This is a genomic window from Bradyrhizobium sp. USDA 336, from assembly GCF_044908355.1.
Lineage (GTDB): Bacteria > Pseudomonadota > Alphaproteobacteria > Rhizobiales > Xanthobacteraceae > Bradyrhizobium > Bradyrhizobium yuanmingense.
The window spans coordinates 1,730,963-1,757,066 of record NZ_JBIYDC010000002.1; the positions used below are offsets into that span (position 1 = coordinate 1,730,963).

General features: G+C 65.1%; 24 protein-coding genes. 8 read left to right on the plus strand and 16 right to left on the minus strand.

Annotated elements, in window-relative coordinates:
- Positions 1-53: 53 nt before the first annotated feature.
- A complete protein-coding gene (mazG, locus tag ABIA45_RS08995; protein ID WP_275501992.1) occupies positions 54-899 on the plus strand; it encodes a nucleoside triphosphate pyrophosphohydrolase in 846 nt (281 codons plus the stop codon).
- Between the two features lie 92 nt (positions 900-991).
- Here the strand turns inward: mazG and hflX are convergent, their stop codons facing one another.
- From hflX to ABIA45_RS09015, 4 genes are all read right to left on the minus strand, one after another.
- On the minus strand, positions 992-2,374 hold the full coding sequence (hflX, locus tag ABIA45_RS09000; protein ID WP_404651762.1) for a GTPase HflX: 1,383 nt from the start codon (positions 2,372-2,374) through the stop codon (positions 992-994).
- Positions 2,375-2,385: 11 nt separating this feature from the next.
- Positions 2,386-2,634, minus strand: coding sequence for an RNA chaperone Hfq (gene hfq / locus ABIA45_RS09005; RefSeq protein WP_007591126.1), 249 nt, complete (start codon positions 2,632-2,634; stop codon positions 2,386-2,388).
- A gap of 249 nt (positions 2,635-2,883) precedes the next feature.
- Positions 2,884-4,254 carry a sigma-54 dependent transcriptional regulator gene (locus ABIA45_RS09010; RefSeq protein ID WP_036039494.1) on the minus strand — a complete coding sequence of 457 codons (1,371 nt, stop codon included), beginning with the start codon at positions 4,252-4,254 and terminating at the stop codon, positions 2,884-2,886.
- Positions 4,255-4,271: 17 nt separating this feature from the next.
- Positions 4,272-6,680 (minus strand): PAS domain-containing sensor histidine kinase, encoded by a 2,409-nt coding sequence (locus tag ABIA45_RS09015; protein WP_271542191.1) that lies wholly within the window; start codon positions 6,678-6,680, stop codon positions 4,272-4,274.
- A 173-nt stretch (positions 6,681-6,853) separates the two neighbouring features.
- On the opposite strand from ABIA45_RS09015, the gene ABIA45_RS09020 reads away from it, so the two are divergent.
- Positions 6,854-7,000 carry a hypothetical protein gene (locus ABIA45_RS09020; protein WP_167361662.1) on the plus strand — a complete coding sequence of 49 codons (147 nt, stop codon included), beginning with the start codon at positions 6,854-6,856 and terminating at the stop codon, positions 6,998-7,000.
- A gap of 166 nt (positions 7,001-7,166) precedes the next feature.
- Here the strand turns inward: ABIA45_RS09020 and ntrC are convergent, their stop codons facing one another.
- Genes ntrC through dusB form a run of 3 tightly spaced genes read right to left on the minus strand, consistent with a single transcriptional unit; the run spans position 7,167 to position 10,792 of the window.
- Positions 7,167-8,609: a nitrogen regulation protein NR(I) gene (gene ntrC / locus ABIA45_RS09025; protein WP_404651763.1), complete on the minus strand. Its 1,443-nt coding sequence runs from the start codon at positions 8,607-8,609 to the stop codon at positions 7,167-7,169.
- Between the two features lie 9 nt (positions 8,610-8,618).
- Positions 8,619-9,794: a nitrogen regulation protein NR(II) gene (locus tag ABIA45_RS09030; RefSeq protein ID WP_404651765.1), complete on the minus strand. Its 1,176-nt coding sequence runs from the start codon at positions 9,792-9,794 to the stop codon at positions 8,619-8,621.
- Complete coding sequence (gene dusB / locus ABIA45_RS09035) at positions 9,791-10,792, minus strand: tRNA dihydrouridine synthase DusB (protein WP_271542190.1); 1,002 nt, start codon at positions 10,790-10,792, stop codon at positions 9,791-9,793. The genes ABIA45_RS09030 and dusB overlap by 4 nt, the downstream gene beginning before the upstream one ends.
- A gap of 274 nt (positions 10,793-11,066) precedes the next feature.
- On the opposite strand from dusB, the gene ABIA45_RS09040 reads away from it, so the two are divergent.
- Both ABIA45_RS09040 and ABIA45_RS09045 read left to right on the plus strand, forming a co-directional pair.
- Positions 11,067-12,248: a bifunctional 2-C-methyl-D-erythritol 4-phosphate cytidylyltransferase/2-C-methyl-D-erythritol 2,4-cyclodiphosphate synthase gene (locus ABIA45_RS09040; RefSeq protein WP_404651767.1), complete on the plus strand. Its 1,182-nt coding sequence runs from the start codon at positions 11,067-11,069 to the stop codon at positions 12,246-12,248.
- Positions 12,249-12,251: 3 nt separating this feature from the next.
- On the plus strand, positions 12,252-12,860 hold the full coding sequence (locus tag ABIA45_RS09045; protein ID WP_271542188.1) for a CinA family protein: 609 nt from the start codon (positions 12,252-12,254) through the stop codon (positions 12,858-12,860).
- A gap of 6 nt (positions 12,861-12,866) precedes the next feature.
- On the opposite strand, the gene ABIA45_RS09050 is transcribed toward ABIA45_RS09045, so the two are convergent.
- The 3 genes from ABIA45_RS09050 to lipA form a co-directional block, all read right to left on the minus strand.
- Positions 12,867-13,649, minus strand: coding sequence for a mechanosensitive ion channel family protein (locus ABIA45_RS09050; RefSeq protein ID WP_225112864.1), 783 nt, complete (start codon positions 13,647-13,649; stop codon positions 12,867-12,869).
- A gap of 287 nt (positions 13,650-13,936) precedes the next feature.
- Positions 13,937-14,407 carry a type II toxin-antitoxin system RatA family toxin gene (locus tag ABIA45_RS09055; RefSeq protein WP_157284379.1) on the minus strand — a complete coding sequence of 157 codons (471 nt, stop codon included), beginning with the start codon at positions 14,405-14,407 and terminating at the stop codon, positions 13,937-13,939.
- A gap of 6 nt (positions 14,408-14,413) precedes the next feature.
- The gene (lipA, locus tag ABIA45_RS09060) at positions 14,414-15,370 is read right to left on the minus strand and encodes a lipoyl synthase (protein WP_157284378.1); all 957 of its coding nucleotides are present in this window, start codon (positions 15,368-15,370) and stop codon (positions 14,414-14,416) included.
- Between the two features lie 130 nt (positions 15,371-15,500).
- Here lipA and ABIA45_RS09065 point away from each other — a divergent pair, with 130 nt between their 5' ends.
- Positions 15,501-16,103: a DNA-3-methyladenine glycosylase gene (locus ABIA45_RS09065; protein ID WP_271542187.1), complete on the plus strand. Its 603-nt coding sequence runs from the start codon at positions 15,501-15,503 to the stop codon at positions 16,101-16,103.
- A gap of 92 nt (positions 16,104-16,195) precedes the next feature.
- Here the strand turns inward: ABIA45_RS09065 and ABIA45_RS09070 are convergent, their stop codons facing one another.
- The 5 genes from ABIA45_RS09070 to ABIA45_RS09090 form a co-directional block, all read right to left on the minus strand.
- Complete coding sequence (locus ABIA45_RS09070) at positions 16,196-19,072, minus strand: valine--tRNA ligase (RefSeq protein ID WP_404651768.1); 2,877 nt, start codon at positions 19,070-19,072, stop codon at positions 16,196-16,198.
- A 151-nt stretch (positions 19,073-19,223) separates the two neighbouring features.
- Complete coding sequence (locus ABIA45_RS09075) at positions 19,224-19,994, minus strand: PopZ family protein (RefSeq protein ID WP_275501999.1); 771 nt, start codon at positions 19,992-19,994, stop codon at positions 19,224-19,226.
- A gap of 303 nt (positions 19,995-20,297) precedes the next feature.
- Positions 20,298-21,683 (minus strand): TolC family outer membrane protein, encoded by a 1,386-nt coding sequence (locus tag ABIA45_RS09080; protein WP_404651770.1) that lies wholly within the window; start codon positions 21,681-21,683, stop codon positions 20,298-20,300.
- A gap of 204 nt (positions 21,684-21,887) precedes the next feature.
- Entirely contained in the window at positions 21,888-22,550 is a 663-nt protein-coding gene (locus ABIA45_RS09085; RefSeq protein WP_271542184.1) for a protein-L-isoaspartate O-methyltransferase, read from the minus strand.
- Between the two features lie 130 nt (positions 22,551-22,680).
- Positions 22,681-22,860 carry a hypothetical protein gene (locus tag ABIA45_RS09090; RefSeq protein ID WP_128261698.1) on the minus strand — a complete coding sequence of 60 codons (180 nt, stop codon included), beginning with the start codon at positions 22,858-22,860 and terminating at the stop codon, positions 22,681-22,683.
- A gap of 382 nt (positions 22,861-23,242) precedes the next feature.
- Here ABIA45_RS09090 and ABIA45_RS09095 point away from each other — a divergent pair, with 382 nt between their 5' ends.
- Genes ABIA45_RS09095 through ABIA45_RS09105 form a run of 3 tightly spaced genes read left to right on the plus strand, consistent with a single transcriptional unit; the run spans position 23,243 to position 25,016 of the window.
- Positions 23,243-23,890 carry a CoA transferase subunit A gene (locus tag ABIA45_RS09095; protein ID WP_035999395.1) on the plus strand — a complete coding sequence of 216 codons (648 nt, stop codon included), beginning with the start codon at positions 23,243-23,245 and terminating at the stop codon, positions 23,888-23,890.
- Positions 23,891-23,894: 4 nt separating this feature from the next.
- Complete coding sequence (locus ABIA45_RS09100; protein WP_275509866.1) at positions 23,895-24,545, plus strand: 3-oxoacid CoA-transferase subunit B; 651 nt, start codon at positions 23,895-23,897, stop codon at positions 24,543-24,545.
- A 12-nt stretch (positions 24,546-24,557) separates the two neighbouring features.
- Positions 24,558-25,016 (plus strand): MaoC family dehydratase, encoded by a 459-nt coding sequence (locus ABIA45_RS09105; protein ID WP_157284365.1) that lies wholly within the window; start codon positions 24,558-24,560, stop codon positions 25,014-25,016.
- 196 nt (positions 25,017-25,212) lie between these two features.
- On the opposite strand, the gene ABIA45_RS09110 is transcribed toward ABIA45_RS09105, so the two are convergent.
- Positions 25,213-26,097 carry an alpha/beta fold hydrolase gene (locus tag ABIA45_RS09110; RefSeq protein WP_404651772.1) on the minus strand — a complete coding sequence of 295 codons (885 nt, stop codon included), beginning with the start codon at positions 26,095-26,097 and terminating at the stop codon, positions 25,213-25,215.
- Positions 26,098-26,104 lie beyond the last annotated feature (7 nt).

Here is a 26,104-nt window from a genome sequence, read left to right on the forward strand (position 1 = left end):
ATCGGGGGCCCGCTTTTGGCATAAGGCTCTGGATCCCAGGAGACTGCCCGGCAATGACCCCTTCCCGCGACATTTCCCGCCTGATCGAGATCATGGCGGCGCTGCGCACGCCGGTGACCGGCTGCCCCTGGGACCTCGAGCAGGATTTTTCGACGATCGCGCCGTACACGATCGAGGAAGCCTATGAGGTGGTCGACGCCATCACCCGCGGCGATCTCGACGATCTCAGAGAGGAGCTTGGCGATCTCCTGCTCCAGGTGGTGTTCCACGCCCAGATGGCTTCCGAGCAGAACGCGTTCAATTTTGGTGATGTGGTCCTGGCCATCACCCGCAAGATGATCCGCCGCCATCCCCACGTCTTCGCCGACAAGGACGGCAATCTCGCCTCCTCCCATGTCAAGGAAGTCTGGGACCGCATCAAGGCCGAGGAAAAGGCCGAGCGCGCCGCGCGCCGGCCGCCGGAACAGGCGCCGACGCACAAGTCGCTGCTGTCGGGCGTGAAGGCCGGCCAGCCCGCTTTGACCCGCGCGATGGAGCTGCAGCGCAAGGCCTCCACCGTCGGCTTCGACTGGAACGACCCGCGCGCGGTCCTGCACAAGATACGCGAGGAGGTCGACGAGATCGAGGCAGCATTGGACCGCAACGACAAGCAGGAGATTGCGGAAGAGACCGGCGACCTGATGTTCGCCCTCGTCAACCTCGCCCGCCATGTCGATGCTGATCCGGAGGCTGCGCTCCGCGCGACGAATGCAAAATTCGAGCGGCGCTTTGCCTATATCGAGCGGGCACTAGAGGCGCAGGGCCGGACGCTGGAGCAGGCGTCGCTGGCGGAGATGGACGCGCTGTGGAATGCGGCGAAGGGCGATGAGAAGCCGGTGTCACAAGCGCGAAGCTCGTAGCCCGGATGGTGCGAAGCGTAATCCGGATCGCTTTGCGCTGTGACATCCCGGATTTCGCTAACGCTCCATCCGGGCTACGAAGTGAGGCTCGGTTACGCCGGCAGATGCGGCACCGCGTCGAACCTGTTCACCACGATATCCCGCTTGGTCTCGTCCACCCGCACGGTCATGTCGAAGCGGCCGTCGTGCAACTCCTTCGACAGCACCTCGGCATTGCGGTGCAGCCAGCTGATGCCGGCGCCGTCGGCGGCGTCGATGGAGAGATCGAGCGTGGTGCGCTTGGCGGCGAGCCGCTGCTCGATCGCGGCGAGCAGAGCATCGACGCCCTCGCCCGACACGGCCGAGACCAGCATTGCCGGATGATCCTCCGGCCTGCGCGCCGCGATGTTGAGCAGCTCTTCGCGTTGCTCGGGGTCGAAACGGTCGATCTTGTTCCAGACCTCGATGATGCGGCCGCTATCATCCGGGTTGATGCCGAGCTGGCGCAGCACCGCGTCGACGTCGCTCTGCTGCGCCTCGGCGTCTTCATGCGAGATGTCGCGAACATGCAGGATGACGTCCGCTTCCAGCACCTCTTCCAGCGTGGCGCGGAAGGCGGCGACGAGCTGCGTCGGCAGGTTGGAGATGAAGCCGACGGTGTCCGAGAGCATCGCCTTGCCGCCATGCGGCAGGTTGAGCGCCCGCAAGGTCGGATCGAGCGTTGCGAACAGCATGTCGGCCGCCTGCACGTCGGCGCGGGTCAGGCGATTGAACAGCGTCGACTTGCCGGCATTGGTGTAGCCGACCAGCGCGACGACACGATACGGCACGCGTTGACGGCCGGCGCGATGCAGACGCCGCGTCGCCTGCACCTTTTTCAGCTCGCTCTCCAGCTTGGAGATGCGCTCCTGGATCAGGCGGCGGTCGGCCTCGATCTGGGTCTCGCCGGGACCGCCCATGAAGCCGAAACCACCGCGCTGGCGTTCGAGATGGGTCCAGGAGCGCACCAGGCGCGAGCGCTGGTAGTTGAGATGCGCAAGCTCGACCTGCAGCGAGCCTTCCCGGGTCTTAGCGCGGCGGCCGAAGATTTCGACAATGAGCCCGGTGCGGTCGAGCACCTTGGCGTGCCATTCCTTTTCGAGATTGCGCTGCTGGATCGGCGACAATGCGCAATCCATCACCACGAGCTCGACCTCGAGGGTCTTGATCAGCCCGGCGATCTCCTCGACCTTGCCCTTGCCGATATAGGTCGCGGGGCGGATCTGGCTGACCGGCGCGACGATGGCGTCGGCAATGACGAGATCGATCGCCCGCGCGAGGCCCGCGGCTTCATCGAGCCGGGCCTCGGTATCTCGCAGAGCATGAGTCACCGATTGCACGTCGGCGCTGCCCGCGCGCACGCGCAAGTAGGGGCCGATGACAAGCACCCGCCCCGTCTGCGTAGCCCCTGCCGACCGCGGACGGTCGGCATCCCCGTCGAAATTCCGGGGTTCCAATCAGGTCACTCTCAAGCCGGCTGGTCCTCGCCGCCTTCGAACAACTGAATCGGAGCGCCCGGCATGATGGTCGAGATCGCATGCTTGTAGACCAGCTGCGAATGACCGTCGCGCCGAAGCAGCAAACAGAAATTGTCGAACCAGGTCACGATGCCCTGGAGCTTCACTCCGTTGACCAGAAAGATCGTCAGTGGCGTCTTGGTTTTGCGAACGTGATTAAGGAAGGTGTCCTGTAGGTTTTGTGCGCGGTCTGCCGCCATTGTTTTTTTCTCGCTTTGAGTTTCTTTTTATTGCGCCGGATGCGGCCCTCTTTGTGGAGTTCGGGGCCTCCTCCGGTTGCCGTCCTTCATGAGATCCCCCTCGGAAGGAACAGCGGTTGGATTAGAGGACAGGTCGGGATATTAGGCAAGCCGCTTCAAGCGGCAGGCGTGGCCCTATTGCCCCGAAAAACTACGGAAATCGATGATTTTCTTTGCCTATTCCCGAGATGCCGCCGCAGCGTCGCAGCATTAGCCGACGCCGAGTGCTTTCAACTTCCGGTGCAAGGCCGAGCGTTCCATGCCAACGAACTCGGCCGTTCGAGAAATATTTCCTGAGAAACGGCTGATCTGTGCAATCAAATAGTCGCGCTCGAACACCTCGCGGGCTTCGCGCAGCGGCAGGCCCATGATGTGCTCGCCATTGTTGCTGGTCGGCATCGCCGGCACCATCGAGCCGACATCCTGCGGCAGCATGTCGGCCGTGATGATGACCTCCGGCCCTCCGGCCGCCAGAATCATGACTCTTTCGACGTTGTTGCGGAGCTGGCGCACATTGCCGGGCCAGACATGCGATTGCAGCACCGCCATCGCGTCCTGACCGATCTGGCGCTTGGGCAGGCCGCTGCCGGCCGAGATCTGCTCCATGAAATAGTCGATCAGTTCCGGAATGTCCTCGCGCCGCTCCGACAGTGCGGGCACGCGGATCGGCACCACCGAGAGCCGGTGGTAGAGGTCCTCGCGGAAACGGCCGGCCGCGATCTCCTCTTCGAGATTGCGTGCGGTCGATGAGATGATGCGCACGTCGACCTGCACCTTGGCGGTGCCGCCGACGCGCTGGAACGACTGCTCCACCAGCACGCGCAGGATCTTGTTCTGGGTCTCGCGCGGCATGTCCGCGATCTCGTCGATGAACAGCGTGCCGCCATGCGCCTCTTCGAGCGCGCCGGGCTTTCGCGGCTGCTCGCCGTTGGACTGCTCGACGCCGAACAGCTCATGCTCCATTCGCTCGGGCGTGATCGCGGCGGCGTTGATGACGACGAACGGACCGTCGGCGCGGCCCGAAGCGGTATGCAGCGTGCGCGCGGTCAGCTCCTTGCCGGCGCCGGCGGGGCCGACGATCAGAATACGGCTGTTGGCCTTGGCCGCCCGCTCGATGGTCTGGCGCAGCTGGTTCATGCTGGGCGAGCGGCCGACGAGCTGGCTGGCGCTCGGGGCGAGCTGCTTCAGCTCCTTGACCTCGCGCTTGAGCCGCGAGTTCTCCAGCGCTCTGGTCGCGACCAGGATGAGGCGGTCGGCCTTGAACGGCTTCTCGATGAAGTCATAGGCGCCGCGCTTGATCGCGGCGACCGCGGTCTCGATGTTGCCGTGGCCGGAGATCATCACGACGGGCAGATCGGCATTGTCCTTCTTGACCTGCTCCAGGAGCTGCAGGCCGTCGAGCTTGGAGCCTTGCAGCCAGATGTCGAGAAACACCAGATGCGGCCGACGATTGGCAATCTCGGCGAGCGCCGTGTCGCTGTCACGTGCGGTCCTGGTGACGAACCCCTCGTCTTCGAGAATGCCCGCAACGAGATCGCGAATATCGGCCTCGTCATCGACAATCAGAATTTCACTTGCCATGGATCGCGCCTGTCTTGTCAGCTGCCTGTTGAGGCTTCGATTTTGGTTGAATCATTGGTCTTTTCAGCCGGCTCTTTGGTTCCGGCGGCCGGCTCTTTTGTTGCCTGGGTCTCGATGGATTCCGTCGCCGTTTGCGTGATGTCGGGCTTGGAGGTTGTCCCGGTCGCGCCGTTGACCGCCGGCACTTGCTCCGTTCTCGCGGACTTCGCGGGTTGCCCCGACACGGCAAAGCGCATGCGCATCCAGGCGCCGCGCTGGCCGGCACGGAAGTCCGAGGCGTCCTTCAGCTCGATCCGCCCGCCATGGTCTTCCAGCACGCGCCCGACGATCGCAAGCCCCAGCCCGGTGCCCTTGGCACGCGTGGTAACGTAGGGCTCGAGCAGACGCGAGCGCGCGACCTTGGGCAGGCCGATGCCGTTGTCGATGACGTCGATCAGCACGTCGTCGCCCTCGCGCGACACCACGACGTCGATACGCCCCTTGCCGAGCTCCTCGGGCGGGACCTGCTCGATCGCCTCGGTGGCGTTCTTGACGATGTTGGTGACAGCCTGCGAGATCAGGCGCCGGTCGAACTGGGCGCGCAGCGGATCCTGCTTGAACTCGGCCTCGATGTCGATTTCGGGATGGGCGACCTTCATCAGGAACACGGCCTGGCGCACCGTGTCGGCGACGTCCTCGCCTTCCATCACGGGCTTCGGCATCCGCGCAAAGCGCGAGAACTCGTCGACCATGCGCCTGATATCGTCGACCTGGCGGACGATGGTGTCGGTGCACTGGTCGAAGATCTGCTTGTCCTTGGTCTCGGTGATGTCCTTGCCGAACTTGCGGCGGATGCGCTCGGCCGAGAGCTGGATCGGCGTCAGCGGGTTCTTGATCTCATGCGCGATGCGGCGCGCCACGTCGCCCCAGGCCGAGGTACGCTGCGCCGAGACCAGCTCGGTGATGTCGTCGAGCGTGATGATGTAGCTGTCATGCGGCTGGTTCTTCTCGGCGCTGACGCGGACCGACAGGTTGCGCTCGGTGCCGTCGCGGGTGATCGTGATCTGGCCCTGCACCAGCCGCTGGGTTCCTTCCCGCGCCGTCTTCATCATCTCGTCGAGCTCGGGCAGCACGTCGGAGAGCGGATGGCCGAGCGTCTCGGCTTCGGAGTGCCCGATCAGTTTCTCTGCGGAGCGGTTGAGGATGCCGACGCTGCCGGACGCATCGACGCCGATGATGCCGGCGCTCGCGGACGACAGCACCGCCTCGATGAAGCGGCGGCGGCTGTCGATGAGGTCGCTGGCATTGACCAGCTCGTCGCGCTGGCTGCGCAATTCCTGCGTCATCTTGTTGAAGGTCTCGCCCAGCTGGGCGAGATCGCCCTCCGACTGGTGCACGGGCACCTGGACGTGCAGGTCGCCGGTCGAAACTGTATGTGCCGCGTTCATCAGCCGCCGGATCGGCGAGACCAGCGAGTTGGCGAAGTTGAGACCGATCAGCACCGAAGCCATGAGGATGGTCAGCGCGATCACCGCGAACATCAGCGCGAAGGCGACCTGGATACCGAGCCTGCGCGACTCGATCTGGGCGTATTCGGCGACGCTGACCTCGGTCTGCTTGAGCTGATTGACGACATTCGGATCAAGCGGCCTGGCGACATAGAGGAAGGTGTCGTTGAAGGCGCGCAGGCGGATCACCGCGGCAACGAAGCTCGCATCGGGAAGGACCGCGATCTCGGGCTCGTTCTCGTTGACGTTGCTGAGAAAGTCCGGCGCGGGCGGCGAATAAGCGAGCCGCATGCCGGTGTCGGCGGATTCCAGGATGTTGGTGTTCTTGTCGATGATCATCGCGCCCGGCAGGTTGCGCGACGCGGCGCTCGCCGTCAGCATCTCGCGGAACGAGCGGCGGTCCTGGTCATAGAGCGGCCGGGCATGGGCGATGTCGTTGGCCATGCCGAGAATGTCGCCGCGGATCAGCTGGGCATGGTCCTGCATATAGGCCCGCGCGATCGTCAGCGAGTTCTGGATCACCTCCTTGGTCGGCCCGGAGAACAGCCGGTCGAGGCCGCGCTCGATGGTGACGTTGGCGACGACGGCGACCAGCACCGCCGGCAGCACCGCCACGATCGAGAACAGGCTGACGATCTGGACGTGGAGACGCGCCGCCGCCCTGCCCCGCCGCCGCGCCAGGATCAGCTGCCAGAGTTCCCGGATGATGATCCCGACCAGCAGCAGGATCGTGGCGGCATTGATCAGATAGAATGTGCGGACCACCGCGGGCGTCGGCTCGATCGTGCTCAGACCCGTCAGGACCAGGAAGGTCAGGAAGGCCGACAACAGCGCCAGCGCGACGGCAAAGGGTGCCAGCCAGCGTCGCACCGACCAACGCCGGGGCTCTTCCGCTGTGGCCGTGTCAAAGTGTGCGGCCGAGGTATCTGCGCTGGTCATTCCGGCAATGATGCTGAAAACGGGTCCGCGGACGGGCGGATACTGATGTATTCGTACCACATTGTTGCCGAATTGCGACAATTCCGCGGCGTGATCGCCCTGGAGGACCCGCGCAATCCACAGGCACATGCCGCCTGGGCGGAACGGATTCCCGCCGTCCCGGCTTAATCCGCATGGATAGGATCTTTCTCGCGACGATGGTTTCGGCCGTTCTGCTGCTGATCGTGGCCGCCGACCTCCTGGTCAACGGCCTCGGCCTTCAGCAGCCGCCGCTGAATGTCGCGAGCGTGGTGCCAGCATCCGGCGGACTGGTCAGATAGGCGCAATGGCCGCGCTGCGGCCGACGACCAATTTGAATGTGCGGGCGGAACATTAGAGTCCCGTCAGGACTTGTGCTCACCGCGTCAGCCACAACGGCCAGCGCGATCCGGACAGGCTCAGCTCTGCCTTGGTAGGGGGAGCTGAGCCACCGGCCGCGTCGAGAGACTAGCCCCCGCTCCGATACACCTGGATGTCGAGATCCCGGATCTTCTTCCGCAGCGTGTTGCGGTTGAGGCCGAGCAGGTCCGCGGCGCGGATCTGGTTGCCACGGGTGGCGGCGAGCGCGGCCGTGAGCAGCGGCACCTCGATCTCCTTGAGGATACGGTGATAGAGGCCGGGCGGCGGCACGCCGTTCGGAAAGCCCTGGAAGTGCGAGGACAGATACGCCTCCACGGCGCCGCCGAGATTGTCGACGCCCTGCTGGACCGCAGCCCCCGGGCTGACCGAGGGCGGTGCGAGCTCGCCGTCGATGACGGACGACGTGATCACGTCCTGCGGATAGAGGGCGGCGAGGCGCCGGGCGAGGTTCTCGAGCTCGCGCACGTTGCCGGGCCAGCGGTGCTGCTTCAGCCGATCCAGCGCCAGCGTGTCGAGCTTCTTGGGCGGCAAGCCGTCCTTCTCGGCCAACGTGAAGAAGTGCCGCACGAGATCCGGCAGGTCCTCGATGCGCTCGCGCAACGGCGGCAGCCGCAGCGGAACGACGTTGAGGCGGAAGAACAGGTCTTCGCGGAACAGGCCCTGCTGAATCAGCACGCGCAGGTCCTTGTTGGAGGCCGCGACGATGCGCACGTCGGTCTTGATCGGGGTGCGGCCGCCAACCGTGGTGTATTCGCCCTGCTGCAACACACGCAGCAGGCGGGTCTGCGCCTCCATCGGCATGTCGCCGATCTCATCCAGGAACAGCGTGCCGCCTTCGGCCTGCTCGAACCGGCCGGAGGCGCGGGTGTTGGCGCCGGTGAAGGCACCGCGCTCGTGGCCGAACAATTCGGACTCGATGAGATCGCGCGGGATCGCCGCCATGTTGACCGCGACGAAGGGGCCGTTGCGGCGCTTGCCGTAATCGTGCAGCGCGCGCGCCACCAGCTCCTTGCCGGTTCCGGACTCGCCCGTGATCATCACGGTGAGGTCGGTCTGCATCAGGCGCGCCAGCACGCGGTAGATTTCCTGCATCGCCGGCGAGCGGCCGACCAGCGGGATCGCCTCCATCTCGGCGTCCTCATCCGGCGTCGAGGTCCGCTCCTTCGGCTCGGCGAGCGCGCGGCCGACGATCGCGATCAGCTCCTTGAGGTCGAACGGCTTCGGCAGATATTCGTAGGCCCCACGCTCGGAGGCACGGATCGCCGTCATGAAAGTGTTCTGCGCGCTCATGACGATGACGGGCAGGTTCGGCCGCATCTTCTTGATCCGCGGCAACAGGTCGAACGCGTTTTCGTCGGGCATCACCACGTCGGTGATGACGAGATCGCCCTCGCCCTGGCTGACCCAGCGCCATAGCGTTGCGGCATTGCCGGTCAGCCGTACTTCGTACCCGGCGCGGGAAAGTGCCTGATTGAGAACGGTGCGGATGGCGGTATCGTCATCGGCTACGAGAATGCTACCTGCGGGCATTGTTGATCCTCATTTTGCCCCCTGTGACGCAGGCGACGACTTCCCGGCAGAGCCGTCGCGACTGCTTTGATCGGCGTGTTTGACCGATGTGGAATACATCGGCATCAGCACGCGGAAGGTGGTCTTGCGCGGCTGAGATTCGCATTCGATGATGCCCCCGTGATCGCCGACGATCTTGGCGACCAGCGCAAGGCCGAGACCCGAGCCGGTCTGCTTGGTGGTCACGAAGGGATCGAACAGGTTGGGCAGAAGATCGTCGGGCACGCCGGGTCCGTTGTCCTTCACGCAGAATTCGAGCGGAAGGGATACCCGGGATTTTTGACCGGGGACTGACAGGCGCACGCCGGGGCGGAACGCGGTGGTGAGCTGGATCTCGGCGTCGGGCACGTCGATCAGCGCTTCGGCAGCGTTCTTCACGAGATTGAGGAACACCTGGATCAGCTGGTCCTGGTTCGCCAGGACCGGCGGCAGCGAGGGGTCGTAGTCCTCGATGAAACGGATGTTGCGGGCAAAGCCCGACTGCGCCAGCCGCTTCACGTGGTCGAGCACCGAATGGATGTTGACGGGACCGCGCACCACGGGGCGCTCGTCGCCGAACACCTCCATGCGGTCGACCAGCGTCACGATGCGATCGGCCTCGTCGCAGATCAGCCGCGTCAGCATGCGGTCCTCGGACGAGGCCTGCTGCTCGAGCAGCTGCGCTGCGCCGCGAATGCCCGAAAGCGGATTCTTGATTTCATGAGCGAGCATTGCTGCTAGCGCTATCACCGAGCGCGCGGCGCTGCGATGGGTGAGCTGCCGATCCATCTTGTCCGCGATGGTGCGCTCCTGCAGCATCACGACGATATGGCCGGGCCGCTCGGTGAGTGGAGCCACGTGCAGGTCGACCTGGCGGTCGCCGCCCATGCGTGGCGTGCCGAGATCGACCTTGTATTCGTTGACCGGCGCGTTCGAGGAACGCACCTGGTCGATCAGCGCCACCAGAGGGCTTCCAAACGGCACCAGCTCCTTCAGCGACTGCCGCTTCAGGAATTGCGTCGAGATCTCGAAGAAGGCTTCGGTGGCGATGTTGGCGGCGACGATCTTGCCGTCGGGCCCGATCATGAGCACGGGGTTGGGCAAGGCATCCAGGATTGCGTCGCTGTCGGACTGAAGCGGCCGACGATGTTCAGCGGCTGAACTCATGCAGCAGCGCTCCATGCGAAGTCGTCGAAGGCGTCTTGCAGTGAAACGTGAACGAGGCGCGGATCCTCCGAGACCAGGATCTTCTGCCGCCAGGATTTCAGCTTCTCGGCCGGCGCACGGCTCGCCTGCGCTGCGACGTCGAGCGCCCAACCCAGATGCTTGCGGGCGTGCCTCAGCCCGATGCGCAGGCCATAGAGCGCACAAACGCCGTCATAGAGTGTGCGGACATAATGCAGCTGCGTCTGGAGCGAGGGTACGGCTTCCTCGGCTCCGCCCTGCAGGCGGCGGCCGATCTGGCCCGGCAGCCAGGGCTGGCCCTGCGCGCCGCGGCCGATCATCACGGCGTCGGCGCCCGAGGCGTCCAATGCCGCCAGCGCCTTCTCGTAGGAGGTGATGTCGCCGTTGACGACGAGCGGAATCGAGATGGCCTCGCGCACGGCGCGGATCGCATCCCAATCGGCCTCCCCCTTGTAGAACTGGCAGCGGGTGCGGCCGTGCACGGTGACGAGCTTGACCCCGGCGGCCTCCGCGCGCCGCGCCAGCTCGGGCGCGTTGCGGCTGCGGTCGTCCCAGCCGAGGCGCATCTTCAGCGTCACCGGCACCTTCACCGCCGCGATCGTCGCTTCGATCAGGCTGACGGCATGGTCGAGGTCGCGCATCAAGGCCGAGCCGGACTGGCCGCCGGTGACGTGGCGGGCGGGACAGCCCATGTTGATGTCGATGATATCGGCGCCTTCCGCTTCGGCGATCCGGGCGCCTTCGGCCATCCAATGCGTCTCGCAGCCGGCGAGTTGGACCACATGCGGGCCGATGCCGGTGGCTTCGCAGCGCAACCGGGACATCCGGTGTCCATTGACGAGCTCATCGCTCGCGGTCATTTCGGACACGACGAGACCAGCCCCAAGCTCGGCGGCCAGCCGGCGGACGGGCGAGTCAGTCACACCCGACATCGGCGCCAGGAAGACCGGGGTGGCGACTTCAATATCGCCTATTTTCAACGGCTTAGAGCCTGATACTGCCGAGCCGGTCACAGGGGTCCCGTTGACTGGGCAGGGCCTCATCGCGCCTGCCATGATCTATCTTGCGCACAATTCTTGTGCAGTCAAGCGTCATGCCTACAGTTTAGACAGTTCTGTAGATCTTTCAAGTGCAGTGCAGCAAAATGCTGTTTCCCACAATCCGGGGAAACCCCCTTTTTTTGCGGGCCTGCCGTGCTAGAGGCATGCCGGCAAATCACCCCTGCTCTTATTGGCAACTGAGTATTTGAGTCCTATGGCGAAATCACAGCGCACCGCGGTCGTCCTCGTCGCAGCCGGGCGTGGACTGCGTGCCGGCGCCGGTGGGCCGAAGCAATATCGCGAGATCGGTGGCGTGCCCGTGATCCGCCGCGCCATGGAAGCCTTCAGCCGTCACGCTGAGGTGTTCGCGGTGCAGCCGGTGGTGAACCCCGACGACAGCGCCATGTTCACCGCAGCGGTCGCAGGGCTCAGGCACGAGCCACCGACCAATGGCGGCGCGACGCGGCAGGCTTCGGTGCTCGCCGGCCTCGAAGCGCTGGCCAAGCACAATCCGGACATCGTGCTGATCCACGACGCCGCGCGCCCCTTCGTCTCGGAAGGCGTGATCTCGCGCGCGATCGAGGCGGCGAGCCGCGCCGGCGCTGCGATCCCCACCGTCGCCGTCACCGACACCATCAAGGTCACCGGCGAAAGCGGCAACGTCGAGGCCACGCCGGACCGCGCTTCCTTGCGGATCGCACAGACGCCGCAATCCTTTCGTTTCGACGTCATCCTCGAGGCGCATCGTCGCGCGGCAAGGGATGGACGCTCGGATTTCACCGACGATGCCGCGATTGCCGAATGGTCGGGATTGACGGTTGCAACCTTTGAAGGCGATGTTGCCAACATGAAGCTCACAACTCCCGAGGATTTCGTGCGCGAGGAAGCGCGTCTGGCCGCCCAGCTCGGCGACATCAGGAGCGGCACCGGCTACGACGTGCACGCCTTCGGCGAAGGCGACCATGTCATGATCTGCGGCTTGCGCGTGCCGCACACCAAGGGTTTCCTGGCTCATTCCGACGGCGATGTCGGCCTGCATGCGCTGGTCGACGCCATTCTCGGCGCTCTCGCCGACGGCGACATCGGCTCGCACTTCCCGCCGAGCGATGCGAAGTGGAAGGGCGCCTCCTCCGACCAGTTCCTGAAATATGCCATCGAGCGCGTCGCAGCGCGCGGCGGCCGCGTCGCCAACCTCGAGGTGACGCTGATCTGCGAGCGGCCGAAGATCGGCCCGTTGCGCGACACCATGCGCGCGCGCATCGCCGAGATCTCCGGCGTCGACATCTCGCGCATCGCAGTGAAGGCGACCACCAGCGAGCGGCTCGGCTTCACCGGCCGCGAGGAAGGCATCGCGGCGACCGCGAGCGCCACCATCCGCCTTCCCTGGGGCGTCTAGGCCATGGGCGGCAGCGACGCACGCGCCCTCTCCCGCTCGCTGCTCGATCTGTGCCGGATGCGCAAGCTGACGATCGCGACCGCTGAATCCTGCACCGGCGGCCTGGTTGCGGGCGCACTGACCGACATTCCCGGCTCGTCCGACGTCATTGACCGAGGCTTCGTCACCTATTCCAACGAGGCCAAGCGCGCGATGCTTGGCGTCGAGGCGAGCACGCTGGCCAATTTCGGTGCCGTGAGCAAGGAGACCGCGACCGCAATGGCAATCGGTGCGCTTGAGCGCGCCGATGTCGATCTCGCCGTCGCCATCACCGGCATCGCCGGCCCGGGCGGCGCCACGCCCGGCAAGCCGGTCGGTCTCGTGCACTTCGCCGCCGCCGCGCGCGACGGCCGCATCATCCACCGCGAGCACCGTTTCGGCGCCATCGGCCGCAGCGCGGTGCGCGCCCGTTCCGTGGTCGAGGCTTTGCGCATGCTGATGGATCTGGCCCGCGGCCCGCAAGTCGCGGCCAAGCCGCAGCGTGCCGCCGCAAGCCGCCTTCGCCCGCGTGTGACCCGCTCGCCGCGCCGGCATGTGGTGAAACGCAGGCCGCCGCGTCCGCCGCGGGGATAAATCGTCTCAGGCGGCCGTGGCAAGCAGCGCGCTCGCATGATCGAGCACGCACTGCTTGACCGCGCCAGCTTCAGACGGTTTCGCCTTGGCGCTAACCGTCAATTCCAGGATCGGCGCGGCGGGATTGGCGACATCGAGGACCTTGCTGACGGAGACGGCAGGTTGCGCCTGATCGTCGATGCGGGAATCCTTGCGAAGCTCCTTCAGGATGCGATCGGCCAGCGCCGGAGCGGCGCCGGCGGGGACCGGAAACGTCACCTTGATCTCGCCCGTGCCAGGATAGGCGCTGTGGTTGATGATGGCCGCGCCCCAGACCTGTCCGTTCGGCAGCAGGATCTGCGTATTGTCGGGCGCGACCAGCTCGGTCATGAATAGCGACAGCGACCTCACCTTGCCCGCCTTGCCGGCGACCTCGACATCGTCGCCGATATGAAATGGCCGGAACAAGAGCAGCATCACGCCGGCGGCGAGATTGGACAGCGTGCCCTGCAAGGCAAGACCAATGGCGAGCGAGGTCGCACCCAGCACGGCAACGAGGCTCGCCGTCTGGATGCCGAACAGCTGCAGCACGGCGATGCCGACGACCGCGAGCACGCCATAACGCGCAAGGCTGCCTACGAACAGCGTCACCAGCGGGTCGACGCGATGCGTGACGCTGAGGACGCGCGTGACGAAGCGTTGCATCGCGCCGGACAGATACCAGCCGACCGCGAGCAGCAGGACCGCGTAGATCGCGTTCAGGCCGTACAGGACGAGCGATGCTTTCAACGTGTCGAAGTTGATGGTCATGGCGGCTCCAACCCGGTCAGTCGGTTGAGAACGCGCCGCGATGCGAAATGATCCCCGCGACGGCGGAGGCGGAACGCAGTCGCCTAGCCCGGGTGAGCGAAGCGACACCCCAGGATCACCGTCAGTGGATTGAGAAAGATCTCGTGCCCCGGACGCAGCGCAGCGCTCCTTCAGCGGTGCGCTGCAGAGCCGGGGCCCATCTATCGAGTGAGAGTCTGTCGCTGTGGGTCCCGGCTCTGCGCAGCAACGCTAAGGGCGTTGCAACGCGTCCGGGACATGAGAGTTACCTACGTCGAGGCCAGCTTCGGCCGCCCGTAGATCGCGTCCGCCCGTTTCTCGAACGCGGCGGAGAACCGCGCGAAGGCGGCGTCGAACATCGAGCCCATCAGCATCGCCAGCATGCGGCTCTTGAATTCGTAAGACAGGAAGAAACCGACGTCGCAGACGCCCTCGCCTTTAGGCTCGAACGTCCAGCGGTTTTCCAGATTGCTGAACGGACCTTGCAGATATTCGACCAGGATCTTCAGATTGGCGCGGTCGAGCGTCACCCGGCTGGTGAAGGTTTCCTTGATCAGCTTGAACGACACCGTCATGTCGGCAACCAGCACCTCGGTGCCGTCGGGCTTGGCCATCCGCTGCCGCACCTTCAGCGCGCTGCACAGCGGCACGAATTCCGGGTAGCGCTCGACGTCGGCGACCAGATCGAACATCTCGGATGCGCTGTGATTGACACGGCGCTTGCTCGAAAAACGGGGCATATCGGTTCAACGGGCAATCGCGGCCCGCGCGGCCTGCAGTCTCGCAAAGTCCTCGCCGGCATGATGCGAGGAACGGGTGAGCGGGCTCGCCGACACCATCAGAAAGCCCTTGGTGTAGGCGACCTTCTCGTAGGAACCGAACTCGTCCGGCGGCACGTAGCGCATCACCGCGTGATGCTTGCGGGTCGGCTGCAGGTATTGCCCGATGGTCAGGAAGTCGACGTCGGCCGAGCGCAGATCGTCCATCACCTGGAGCACCTCGTGGCGCTCCTCGCCGAGGCCGACCATGATGCCGGACTTGGTGAAGATGGTGGGGTCGAGCTCCTTAACCCGCTGCAGCAGCCGGATCGAATGGAAGTAGCGCGCGCCGGGCCGCACCGTGAGATAGCGCGACGGCACCGTCTCCAGATTGTGGTTGAACACGTCGGGCTTGGCCGCGACGACGATTTCCAGCGCCCCCTCCTTGCGCAGGAAGTCGGGCGTCAGGATCTCGATCGTGGTCGAGGGGCACGCGGCCCTGATGGCGCGGATGGTCTCTGCGAAATGCTCGGCGCCGCCGTCAGTGAGGTCGTCGCGATCGACCGAGGTGATGACGACGTGGGCGAGGCCCAGCTTCGCCACGGCCTCGGCGACGTTCTGCGGCTCGGCCGCATCCAGTGCATTCGGCAGGCCGGTCTTGACGTTGCAGAAGGCGCAGGCCCGGGTGCAGGTGTCACCCATGATCATGAAGGTCGCGTGCTTCTTGTCCCAGCACTCGCCGATGTTCGGGCAGCCCGCCTCCTCGCACACCGTGTGCAGGCCGTTGGCGCGCACGATGTTGCGGGTGTCGGCATAGCCGCGGGTGTTCGGCGCGCGCACGCGGATCCAGTCCGGCTTCGGCGGCGAGGCGGAATCGGGCCGGTTCACCTTTTCGGGGTGGCGCGGGCGCAGCGGGTTCGAGATGGTATCGACAATAACGACCATGGGGTGTCCGGTCTGTTCAGGTCCTACCTAGTCGGTCTGGCCTGGCATCGCAACCCGGCTCGCCCCGCTTCAGGGAACATGGCAGATATGGGCAATATCCTGCTCTGATCTCAGATGATTCTCTCCTCGAATGGCTCCAATCTCGAAACCTTCCACACCACGGCTCGGCAAGCAGCTGAAGCGGACCTTTTTCGGCCGCAGCGTCCATGAGGTCGCGCCCGACCTGATCGGCGCCACCATGCTCGTCGACGGCGTCGGCGGGATCATCGTCGAGGTCGAGGCCTATCACCATACCGACCCGGCGGCGCACTCCTACAATGGCCAGACGCCGCGGAACCAGGTCATGTTTGGCCCGCCTGGCTTTGCCTATGTCTACCGCTCCTACGGCATCCACTGGTGCGTGAACTTCGTCTGCGAGGAGGAAGGCTCGGCCAGCGCCGTGCTGATCCGTGCTCTGGAGCCGACGCATGGCCTGGCTGCGATGCGCCGACGCCGGCATCTGCAGGACGTGCATGCGCTGTGCTCGGGCCCGGGCAAGCTGACCGAGGCGCTCGGCATCACCATCGCGCACAACGCCCTGCCGCTGGATCGGCCTCCCATCGCGCTGCATGCGCGAACCGAGGATGTCGAGGTCGCAACCGGCATCCGCATCGGCATCACCAAGGCGGTCGAGCTGCCTTGGCGCTACGGCGTCAGGGGCTCGAAGTTTTTGAGCAAGCCGTTTCCGAAATAGGCCTAAAGCGCGATGAATCATCATCGCGCTTTAGGTTATTGTTTGAGCATGATCTTTCCGGAAAACTGCTGCACACTTTTCCGGATCATGCCCTAAGACGCCTGCTTCAGCCGCTCCATCGCCTCGAGCAGCTTCGCCTTGCGCGCCAGCGCCGCCTCGCGCTTTTCGCGCTCCTCCTCGACGACTTCCTCGGCCGCGTTGGCGACGAACTTCTCGTTCGCCAGCTTCGACTCGGCGCGCTTGATGTCGGCCTCGGCCTTGCCGATCTCCTTGTCGAGACGCGTGCGCTCGGCGGCGACGTCGATCACGCCCTTGAGCGGCAGCGCGGCGACCTCGCCGCGCACCAGCAGCTGGACAGCGCCGTCAGGCGCGCGGTCGGCGAAGGAGATGTCCGACAGCCGCGCCATACGCTTGATGACATCGGCCCAGCGCGGCGCGCGCTCCTTGGTTTCGGCCGAAGCGCCTGCGAGCACCAGCGCCGTCAGCGTTGCCGGCGCGATGTTCATCTCGGCGCGCACCGAGCGGATCTGCGTGACGAGGTCGATGACCCAGCCGATCTCGGCCTCGGCAGCCGGATCGGTGAAGTCGGCATGATCGAAGATCGGCAGCACCCAGGCCGGCGAGACGAGCGCATCGGAGGGTCCCGTGGTCGCCGCAAGCATCGCGAGCTGCTCCGGCGTCGGCTCGACCGGCTTCAGCGGCCACGGCGCCAATGCGAGCAGGCCGTCGCGTTTTGCCGTCACCTCCCACAGCTCTTCGGTGATGAAGGGCATGAAGGGATGCAACAGCTTCAGGATCTCGTCGCGCGCCCACGCGACCATGGCACGGGTCTCGTCCTTGGCAGGGCTGTCCGGACCGAGCAGCACGGGCTTGGCGAGCTCGACATACCAGTCGCAATAGACGTTCCAGACGAAGCGATAGATGCTGCCGGCGGCATCGTTGAACCGATAGGCCTCGATCGCCTCGGTCACCTCGCGCGTGGTGTGCGCGGTCTCATGCGCAATCCAGCGGTTCAGCGTCTCCTTTGCCTTCGCAGGCTCGAAACCATCAGGCACGGCGCAGTGGTTCATCTCCGCGAACCGGCATGCGTTCCAGAGCTTGGTCGCGAAATTGCGGTAGCCTTCGACACGGCTGGTGGCGAGCTTGATGTCGCGGCCCTGCGCTGCCATCGCCGCCAGGGTGAAGCGCAGCGCGTCCGCGCCGTATTCGTCGATCAGGTGGAGGGGATCGATGACGTTGCCCTTCGACTTCGACATCTTGGCGCCCTTCTCGTCGCGGACGAGGGCGTGGATGTAGATGGTCGAGAACGGCACCTCCTTCATGAAGTGCAGGCCCATCATCATCATGCGGGCGACCCAGAAGAAGATGATGTCGAAGCCGGTCACCAGCGCATTGGTCGGGTAGTAGCGCTGCACCTCGGGCGTCTCGTCGGGCCAGCCGAGCGTCGAGAACGGCCACAGCGCCGAGGAGAACCAGGTGTCGAGCACGTCCTCGTCGCGCGTGATGAATCCTTCGCGCTTGTTGCGGTCGAGCGCCATCTCGCGGCCCTGCTCGGGCGTGATGACCTCCTGCTCGACGTAATAGCCGAGCGCGTGGCTGATGGCCTCCTCCTCGGTCTCGGCGACGAACACCTTGCCGTCAGGGCCGTACCAGGCCGGGATCTGATGGCCCCACCAGAGCTGACGCGAGATGCACCAGGGCTGGATGTTCTCCATCCACTCGTAATAGGTCTTTTCCCAGTTCTTCGGAACGAACGTCGTTTCGCCCGAACGCACCGCCGCGATCGCAGGTCTCGCCAGCGTCTTGGCGTCGACGTACCACTGATCGGTCAGGTAGGGCTCGATCACGCTGCCAGAGCGATCGCCGTGCGGCACCATGTGGGTGTGCGGCTCGATCCGCTCGACGAAGCCGAACGATTCCAGCCGCTCGACGATGCGCTTGCGCGCAGCGAAGCGGTCGACCTTGTGGAATTCCTCGGCGAATTGCGCAGCGCCTTCGGGCAGGTCGCGCAGATAATCCTCGTTGTCGAGGAGATCGAGACAGCCTTCCCTGTCGAGCACGCTGATCCGGCGCAGCCCGTGGCGATTGCCGACCTCGAAATCGTTGAAGTCGTGCGCCGGCGTCACCTTCACAGCGCCCGATCCCTTCTCGGGATCGGAATACTCGTCGGCGACGATTTTGATCTTGCGGCCGACCAGCGGCAGGACGACATTCTTGCCGATCAGCTTCTGGTAGCGATCGTCCTCCGGATGGACGGCCACGCCGGTATCGCCGAGCATGGTCTCGGGGCGCGTGGTGGCGACCACTATGAAGCTCGAGGGATCCTCGGGGCTGAACGTCTTGCCCTCGATCGGATAGCGCAGATACCAGAGGTGGCCCTTGACTTCCGTCTGCTGCACTTCGAGATCGGAGATCGCGGTGAGCAGCTTGGTGTCCCAGTTCACCAGCCGCTTGTCCTTGTAGATCAGGCCCTCGCGGTACAGCTCGACGAAGACCTTGACGACGGCCTTCGACAGGCCCTCGTCCATGGTGAAGCGCTCGCGCGACCAGTCGCAGGACGCACCGAGGCGCTTGAGCTGGTTGATGATGGTGTCGCCACTCTCGGCCTTCCACTGCCAGACCCGCTCCAGAAACTTCTCGCGGCCCATCTCGCGGCGACCGGGCTGCTGGCGCTCCATCAGCTGCCGCTCGACCACCATCTGGGTGGCGATGCCGGCATGATCGGTGCCAGGCTGCCACAGCACGTCGCGGCCGCGCATGCGCTCGAACCGGCAAAGGATGTCCTGCAGCGTGTTGTTGAGGGCGTGGCCCATGTGCAGCGAGCCCGTCACGTTCGGCGGCGGGATCACGATGGTGAAGGGCACGGCATCACGGCGGTCGGGCCGGCCAGCCTTGAACGCAAGGCTGTCCTCCCACACCACGGACATGCGGGTTTCGATATCGGCGGGTTGGTAATTTTTCTCGATCATGGGGCTGCTAGAAAGCCGCGCGAGGGGGTCAAGTCAACGAAAAGTCAACGAAAAGCTCAGGGAAAGCGCGGCGGCGACAGCGCTTTCCGACCCGGTCCGGGCTCGAATATGACACCCGAAGCCAGGCTTTATGAGGGCCTTTCGGCCGTCCTCAGCGGCCGCCGCGCGAGACCCGCTCGATTTCGGCCTTCACGATGCGTTCAACGAGGCCGGGCAGATTGTCGTCGAGCCAGGACTTCAGCATCGGCCGCAGCATCTCCTTGACCAGGTCCTCCAGCGTCCGCGCATTGCTGCTGAGCACCGTATGGGCGAGGGAGTTGAAGGCGGATTCGACCGCGGAAACCGTCGATTGCGCAAGGATCGGCTGCTGCGGAGGCAGCGGCGGCGCGTCGAAATCCACCGGCGCGTAGGACGGCGGCGGGGCGGGCCGCGGCGGCTCAGCGAATTCGAGATCGTCGCGGGGTTCGACCTTGCGGAAGCTCGGCGGCGGCGGAGGCGGCGTCGGGTCCACCGCCATGTCGTCGGTGAGTTCGAGCACGTCCGGTTCGGGCTCGGGCTCCGGCTCGGGCGCGCGGACCTCAGGCGCAGGTGTGGCCGCATCGAGACCCGCCAGCAACGCGTCGATGTCGTCCTGGCTGTTGGATGCGTCCGCCGCCGGCGCGGGTGCTGGTGCTGGTGGCGGCGCCGGCTTTGCAGCCGGCGGCGGTGCAAGCTTCTCGGCGGCGGGTTTCGGCGGAGCGACCTTGGATGGCGGAATGTCGTTCATCGCCTGCGGCTTCGGCGGCGCAGCGGGCGCAGCAGCCTTCTCGGGCTTGGCGGCCTCGGCCGGCGGAGGCTTTGCCTCGTCGTCGGCAATGATGCGCCGGATCGAGGCCAGAATCTCCTCCATCGAGGGTTCTGTGACCTTTGCAGGCTGCGTCATCTCCGACTCCACATCATCAACGCCCTCGCATGCGTTGTTTTACACCAAGCACGGCAGGATTGGCCGGTTCCGCAACGATGGGTCCGCCATTTTCGTCGCCGCAGCCCGACTTGTCCCCAGATCACGGCTCGACGCGCAGCGGTGCGCCCCTGCCCCGGCGCCGAAGCGTTACGCACGTGACATCAATGCGGGGCGAATCGACCCGCATCATCTTGGCAAGGCTATGTCAGGGATTCTGACGATTGCAAGCAAAGCACCGGTCGACCTCGGTTATTGGCGAGATCGACCGGATGATTACGGGAATCAGCGGCCGTCAGGCGTGCGCACACCCGCCCAGCTGTCCCGCACCTGATGATAGTGAACGCTGGGGTCGTAGGTCGTAGTCGCAAGGCCGAGGACTTGCGGCGACAGACGCCCGACCGCCGCGAGGACGTTATAGGACGCGACCACACGATCGTGCTGCGCGGTCACCAGCGCGACGCGCGCGTTCACCAGCGCCTGCTGCGCATTGAGCACGTCCAGCGTGGTGCGCTGGCCGGCCTTGGCCTCCTCGCGGACGCCGTTGAGGGCGATCTCGGACGCCGTCACCTGCGCCTGAGCCGACTGCACCTGCGCCTTGGTGGCCTGCAGCGAGCCCCACCATTGCACAACGGTCGCACGGGTCTGGTCGCGAGTCGTTTCGAGGTTGAGGCGCTGCTGCGCCAGGTTCTCCTTGGACTGGCGGATCAGCGCGTATTCGCCACCGCCCTGATAGATCGGCACCGAGATCTGTGCGATCGCCGATGCGGTGAACGAGCGCATCTGAATCAAGGACTGTTCATTGGCCTGCGTGGCGGATGCCTGGATGGTCATCGTCGGCAGCAACGCACCTTCGGCGACCTTGACCTGCAGGTAATTGACGTCGATGCCGAACATTGCGGCCGTGACGTTGGGATGCTCGATGAGGCCAAGCTCGATCGCTGCGGCAAGGGTTGCGGGAAGGAAACGATCGACAGGTGAACCGGGGGCAAGATTCGTCGGCTCGTTGCCGATGATGCGGCGGAAGTTTGCGCGCGTGGTGGTGAGATTTGCTTCAGCAGTAAGGGCCTGCGTCCTGCCGGCGGCCAGCTGCGCTTCCGATTGCGCAACGTCGGTGCGCGTCACTTCGCCGACATTGAAGCGATCGCGGGTCTGCTTCAGCGTCTGCTCGAGCACGCGCACGTTGCTGCGCTGGACTTCGAGCGTGGCAGCATCGCGCAGATAGTCCATGTAGACCGTAGCCGCCTGGAGCAGCACACTTTGATCGAGACTGCGCAATGCTTCGCGGGCACCGGACACCTGACTCTCAGCCGCCCGCGTTCTGTTGGCGGTCTGGTTGCCATTGTAGAGCGTCTGCGTAGCGGTAATCCCGGCGCTGCGAGGTAACCTCGTTCCGTTGATTGAGTTAGCCCCCGGACCACTCTGCAAATCCTGGTACTGGTAACCGCCGCTCGCCGTCAGCGAGACCCTGGGGCGATAGCCCGACAAGGCTTGAGGCACGTTCTCGTCGGTCGAGCGCACCTGGGCACGCTGCGCGTTGAGCTGCGGATTGTTCTGATAGGCGCGCACCAGCGCGCCGTCGATCGTATCCGCCAAGGCAGGCGTCGTCCCGGCAAGCGCCAGCAGCAGGACCGAAACCGCAGCTCCGGTGAAGAGCTTCACCCCATGCATCCGTGAATTTCCGTTCGTTCTAGCGCCCGGCTCGTGCCCGCGAGCCGGGGTACCGTACCAATGGAGTCGTTGCCCCGCCGCAACATAGGACGCGGTCAAGCGCGACGGAACTACCCGAGGGTGGTTCTCAGTGGAAACTCTTCACGTGCAGCATCCCGGCCACACTTCTGATTCAGAACGGGATTTGGGGCGGCTTTGGGGCCGTCAGAAGACAAAGGCAGCCGCCCGTTCCAGCCCGGGAAGCACCGGGGCGGCGGCGTCGAACAGGGTCCGATGACCGAATTCGCCGTGGGTACGGGTCACGATCATCGCGCGCGGCGGCCTCGATTCGGCCGATACTCCCACCAGACGCCCACCCTCCTTCAGCTGCCCGAGCAGCGCTTCCGGCATCACCTCGGCCGCGCCGTTGAGGAGAATCACATCATAGGGGGCGGTAGCAGGATCCCCCTCGGTGCAGGCCGCCGCCTTGCAGGCGACATTGGCGAGACCCTGGGCGGTGAAAGCGTCGCTGGCCTTGGCGGCCAACGCCGAATCGCACTCGGTCGCCGTGACCTGCCGCGCGAGCTTGGCAGCCAGTGCGGCGAGATAGCCGGTGGCGCAGCCGACGACCAGCACGTTGTCATCCGCGCCGATCTCGGCGGCCTGGAGCAACTTGCCCGTCAGCGCCGGCTTGATCAGGAACCGCTTGGCGGCGCCTTCGCTGACGTCGAGGTCGAGATCGAGGTAAGCTAGCCCCTGCCGGCCGGCCGGCACGAAGGCCTCGCGGGGCACCGTGAGCATGGCATCGAGAACACGACGGTCGGTGACGTCATTGGTGCGCACCTGGCCATCGACCATTTTTTGGCGCGCGGTCGAAAAACCGGACATTTGCGGACCCTGCAATGCGGACGATGCCGCGGAGAAAAATCGCGGCATCTTTTGGAGCATGCTCGGTCAAAACGCAACATAGCGGTTGGCGATGCGCGCTTCGCACCCCTGATGGAGGGCCGGGCCGGCCCTATTCGATGGCGACTGCCAGGCGGCCAATGAGGCCGGCGACCTCGTCCAGCCGCGCCGAATCCGGCGCCTCGACTGCGCGCGCGAGACAAGCGAGGCATTCATCGTCGCTGAGCTCGGGGATGCCGGCCGGCAGAATCGAGGGGGCCATATCCGAACGGTCGACCTTGATGTCTGGCATGGGGAATCAGCTCCGCAAATGTCTGGCGGATGCACGCTCGACGTGAATTGAGTCGATTTGGCGCCGTCCCAATGGCGGGACGACGCCGACACACTCATCTCTCTGTGAGCGATTCCGCGCCGGACTACCGATGCAATGTTCAAAAATCAGGGAAAGCAGATAGCGCGCCGCATGAGGATGCGAGCACAAACCATTGAGTTTTGGGCACGATTTTGCCCCCCTGGGCTGGGTCGCGTTTCATTACGGAAACGTCGGTTTCTCGCTGACGGCGCGCAATGATCCAGAGGCCTTTGACCCATATCAAGGGAGCCCGTCGCCCGCCCGCCAACATCCGCACATCACCGCCCTTCAACCCATCGTCGGCCGACCGGGAGTTTCGATCATGAAGGCCGTTTCCGTCGAAGAAGCCGTTGCGATGATCCCGGCGGGCGCCAGCGTCATGGTCGGCGGATTCATGGGAGTTGGAACGCCGGAGCGGCTCCTCGACGAAGTCGTGCGCCAGAGGAAGACGGGTCTGACCTTGATCTCGAATGACGCGGCCACGCCCGGCAAGGGCGTCGGCAAGCTGTTCGATCAAGCGCTGGTGTCAAAGCTGACGGCAACGCATATCGGCCTCAATCCGAAGGCGCAGCAGCAGATGCTGGCGAACCAGATCGCGGTCGATCTCGTGCCGCAAGGCACCTTCGTCGAACGCATCCGCGCCGGCGGGTGCGGTCTCGGCGGCGTGCTGACGCCGACCGGGGTCGGAACGCTGGTGGCCGAAGGCAAGCGCCAGATCGAAGTCGATGGCAAGCCGTTCCTGCTGGAGACGGCGCTGCGGGCGCAATTCGCATTGGTGCACGCCTTCCTCGCCGACTACCTCGGCAACCTCGCCTACGCCCTCACCTCGCGCAATTTCAACCCGGTCATGGCGATGGCGGCGGATACCGTCATCGTGACGGCGGAGCATATCGTCCCGGTCGGCGTGATCGCGCCCGATCACGTCGTCACCCCCGCGCCGCTCGTCGACTATCTCATCACCAACGGGTGACATCATGGATCCCCAGATCATCATCGCCCGGCGTGTCGCCAAGGAGCTGAGGAACGGCAATCTCGTCAATCTCGGCATCGGCATTCCGACCCTGGTCGCCAATTATGTGCCGTCGGACCTGAAGGTGTTCTTCCAGTCCGAGAACGGGTTGATCGGCACCGGGCCGATCCCCGAGCAGGGCATGGCGCATCCGACGCTCACCGATGCCGGCGGGCGCCCGATCAGCGCGCTGCCGGGCGCATCCACCTTCGACAGCGCGATGTCGTTCGGCCTGATCCGCGGCGGCCATGTCGATGTCACCGTGCTCGGCGGCCTCCAGGTCGATGCGCATGGCCATCTCGCGAACTGGATGATCCCGGGCAAGATGGTCCCGGGCATGGGCGGAGCAATGGACCTCGTCACGGGCGCCAAGCGTGTGATCGTCGCCATGCAGCACGCGGCCAAGGGCAAGTCGAAGATCGTGGTGAAATGCTCGCTGCCGCTGACCTCGGCACGCCCTGTCAACCTTGTCGTGACCGACATGGCCGTGATCGGTTTTCCCGACGGCAAGGCGACGTTGCTGGAAACAGCACCCGGCATGAGCGTCGGCGAGGTCATGGCCCTGACGGAGGCCGAGCTCGCCATTCCCGACAATGTTCCGGAAATGAAGCTCTGAACAGGTCAACCCATGCGAATATTCAGCGACTTCAACGAGATCAAATCCGCAATCGGCACCGAGATCGGCGCCAGCGACTGGATCGAGATCACGCAGGACCGCATCAACCAGTTCGCCGAGGCGACCTGCGACGAGCAGTGGATCCATGTCGACCAGGAGCGTGCCAAGCAGGAGATGCCGGGCGGCAAGACTATCGCCCATGGCCTGCTCTCGCTTGCCCTTGCCCCGCTCTTCATCCGCTCGGTCATCGGCCTGAAGGGGCTGCGCAACACGCTCAATTACGGTGCGGACCGGATCAGATATCTTGCGCCGGTACCGGCGGGCTCGAAGCTGCGCGGCCGGGTCACGATCGCGGAAGCGGAGGACGTGCCGCCGGACGGGCTGCGCGTCAACTACCACCTCGTGATCGAGATCGAGGGCGGCACCAAGCCGGCCTGCGTGGCCGAATTGATCGCGCTTCACTATCGCTGAATCAAAGAGTCGAAAAACAACCCCACGCACAGTAGCCATGGTGTTGATCTGATTGATGTTTTCTGTTCGCCCGGAACCGGTTGCTCCGTCGGGCAAAACACTGGCAATATGTTACCATCGATCGTGGGTCGCCGGACTGCTCGGCGCGTCAATCGACGATGCGGTGGCCGCCGTCGACGTCGAGGCCCGCCGGGGATCAGCTTGGCGCCGTGAATGGTGACGCGGCACGTCCTCCGAACCAGGCGCCGAAATAGCCAGCATAAAGTGCCGGCGATTCGAGGTTCATCGAATGCCCTACGCCTGGCACGATGACCAGCCGGCAATCCGGCATCGCTACGGCCATGGCACGGAGATCGGCCGGCGCGATCCAACCGTCCCGCTCGCCCCACAACACGAGGTGCGGATGCCGGATCTCGGACATGCGGCGCTCCAGCTCACGGCTCTCCTTCTCCCGCGTCAGGTTCACCGGCGTGCCGATCCAGATCCCCTCCGATACGCCGAAGGTCTGCTCGACGATCCGGTCGAACAGCGTCTGGATCTCTCCCAGCCCCTCGCGAAAGCGAGGGATCATGTTCGGCCCCATACTCTCCGGGACGAACAGCGAAGAAGCGGCCGTAGCCATCACGGACCGCGTCAGCTCCTTGCTCGACATCATGGCCCTGAATAATCCGATCTGATCGGCATCGAAGGCCATGCCGAGCGGCGTTACCGGATCGAGCGCGAACACACGGCCGAAGCGCTGCGGCTGCTCGAGCAGCATTCTGGCGGCGATGATGCCGCCGGTGGAATGTGTCGCGAGATGGCAATAGCCGATCTCGAACGTATCGAGCGCCGCCAGCATGTCCTCGGCGTGCTGCCGCATGGAGTAGTTGGAATAGTCGGCCGACGGCTTCGGCCGGTCGCTGTCGCCGCAGCCGCGCCAATCGATTGCAACCACACGGAGCCCGATCGGAAACAATGGCGCGGCGAGCTCGATCCAGTCCTTGCTGGCGAGGTTTCCGTGGATGAAGACGACGGTGACGTCGCCTCCTCCCCACTCCCGCCAGCCGAGTCGGAGTTCGCCCGCCTGCACCCTTGGCATCGCCGGG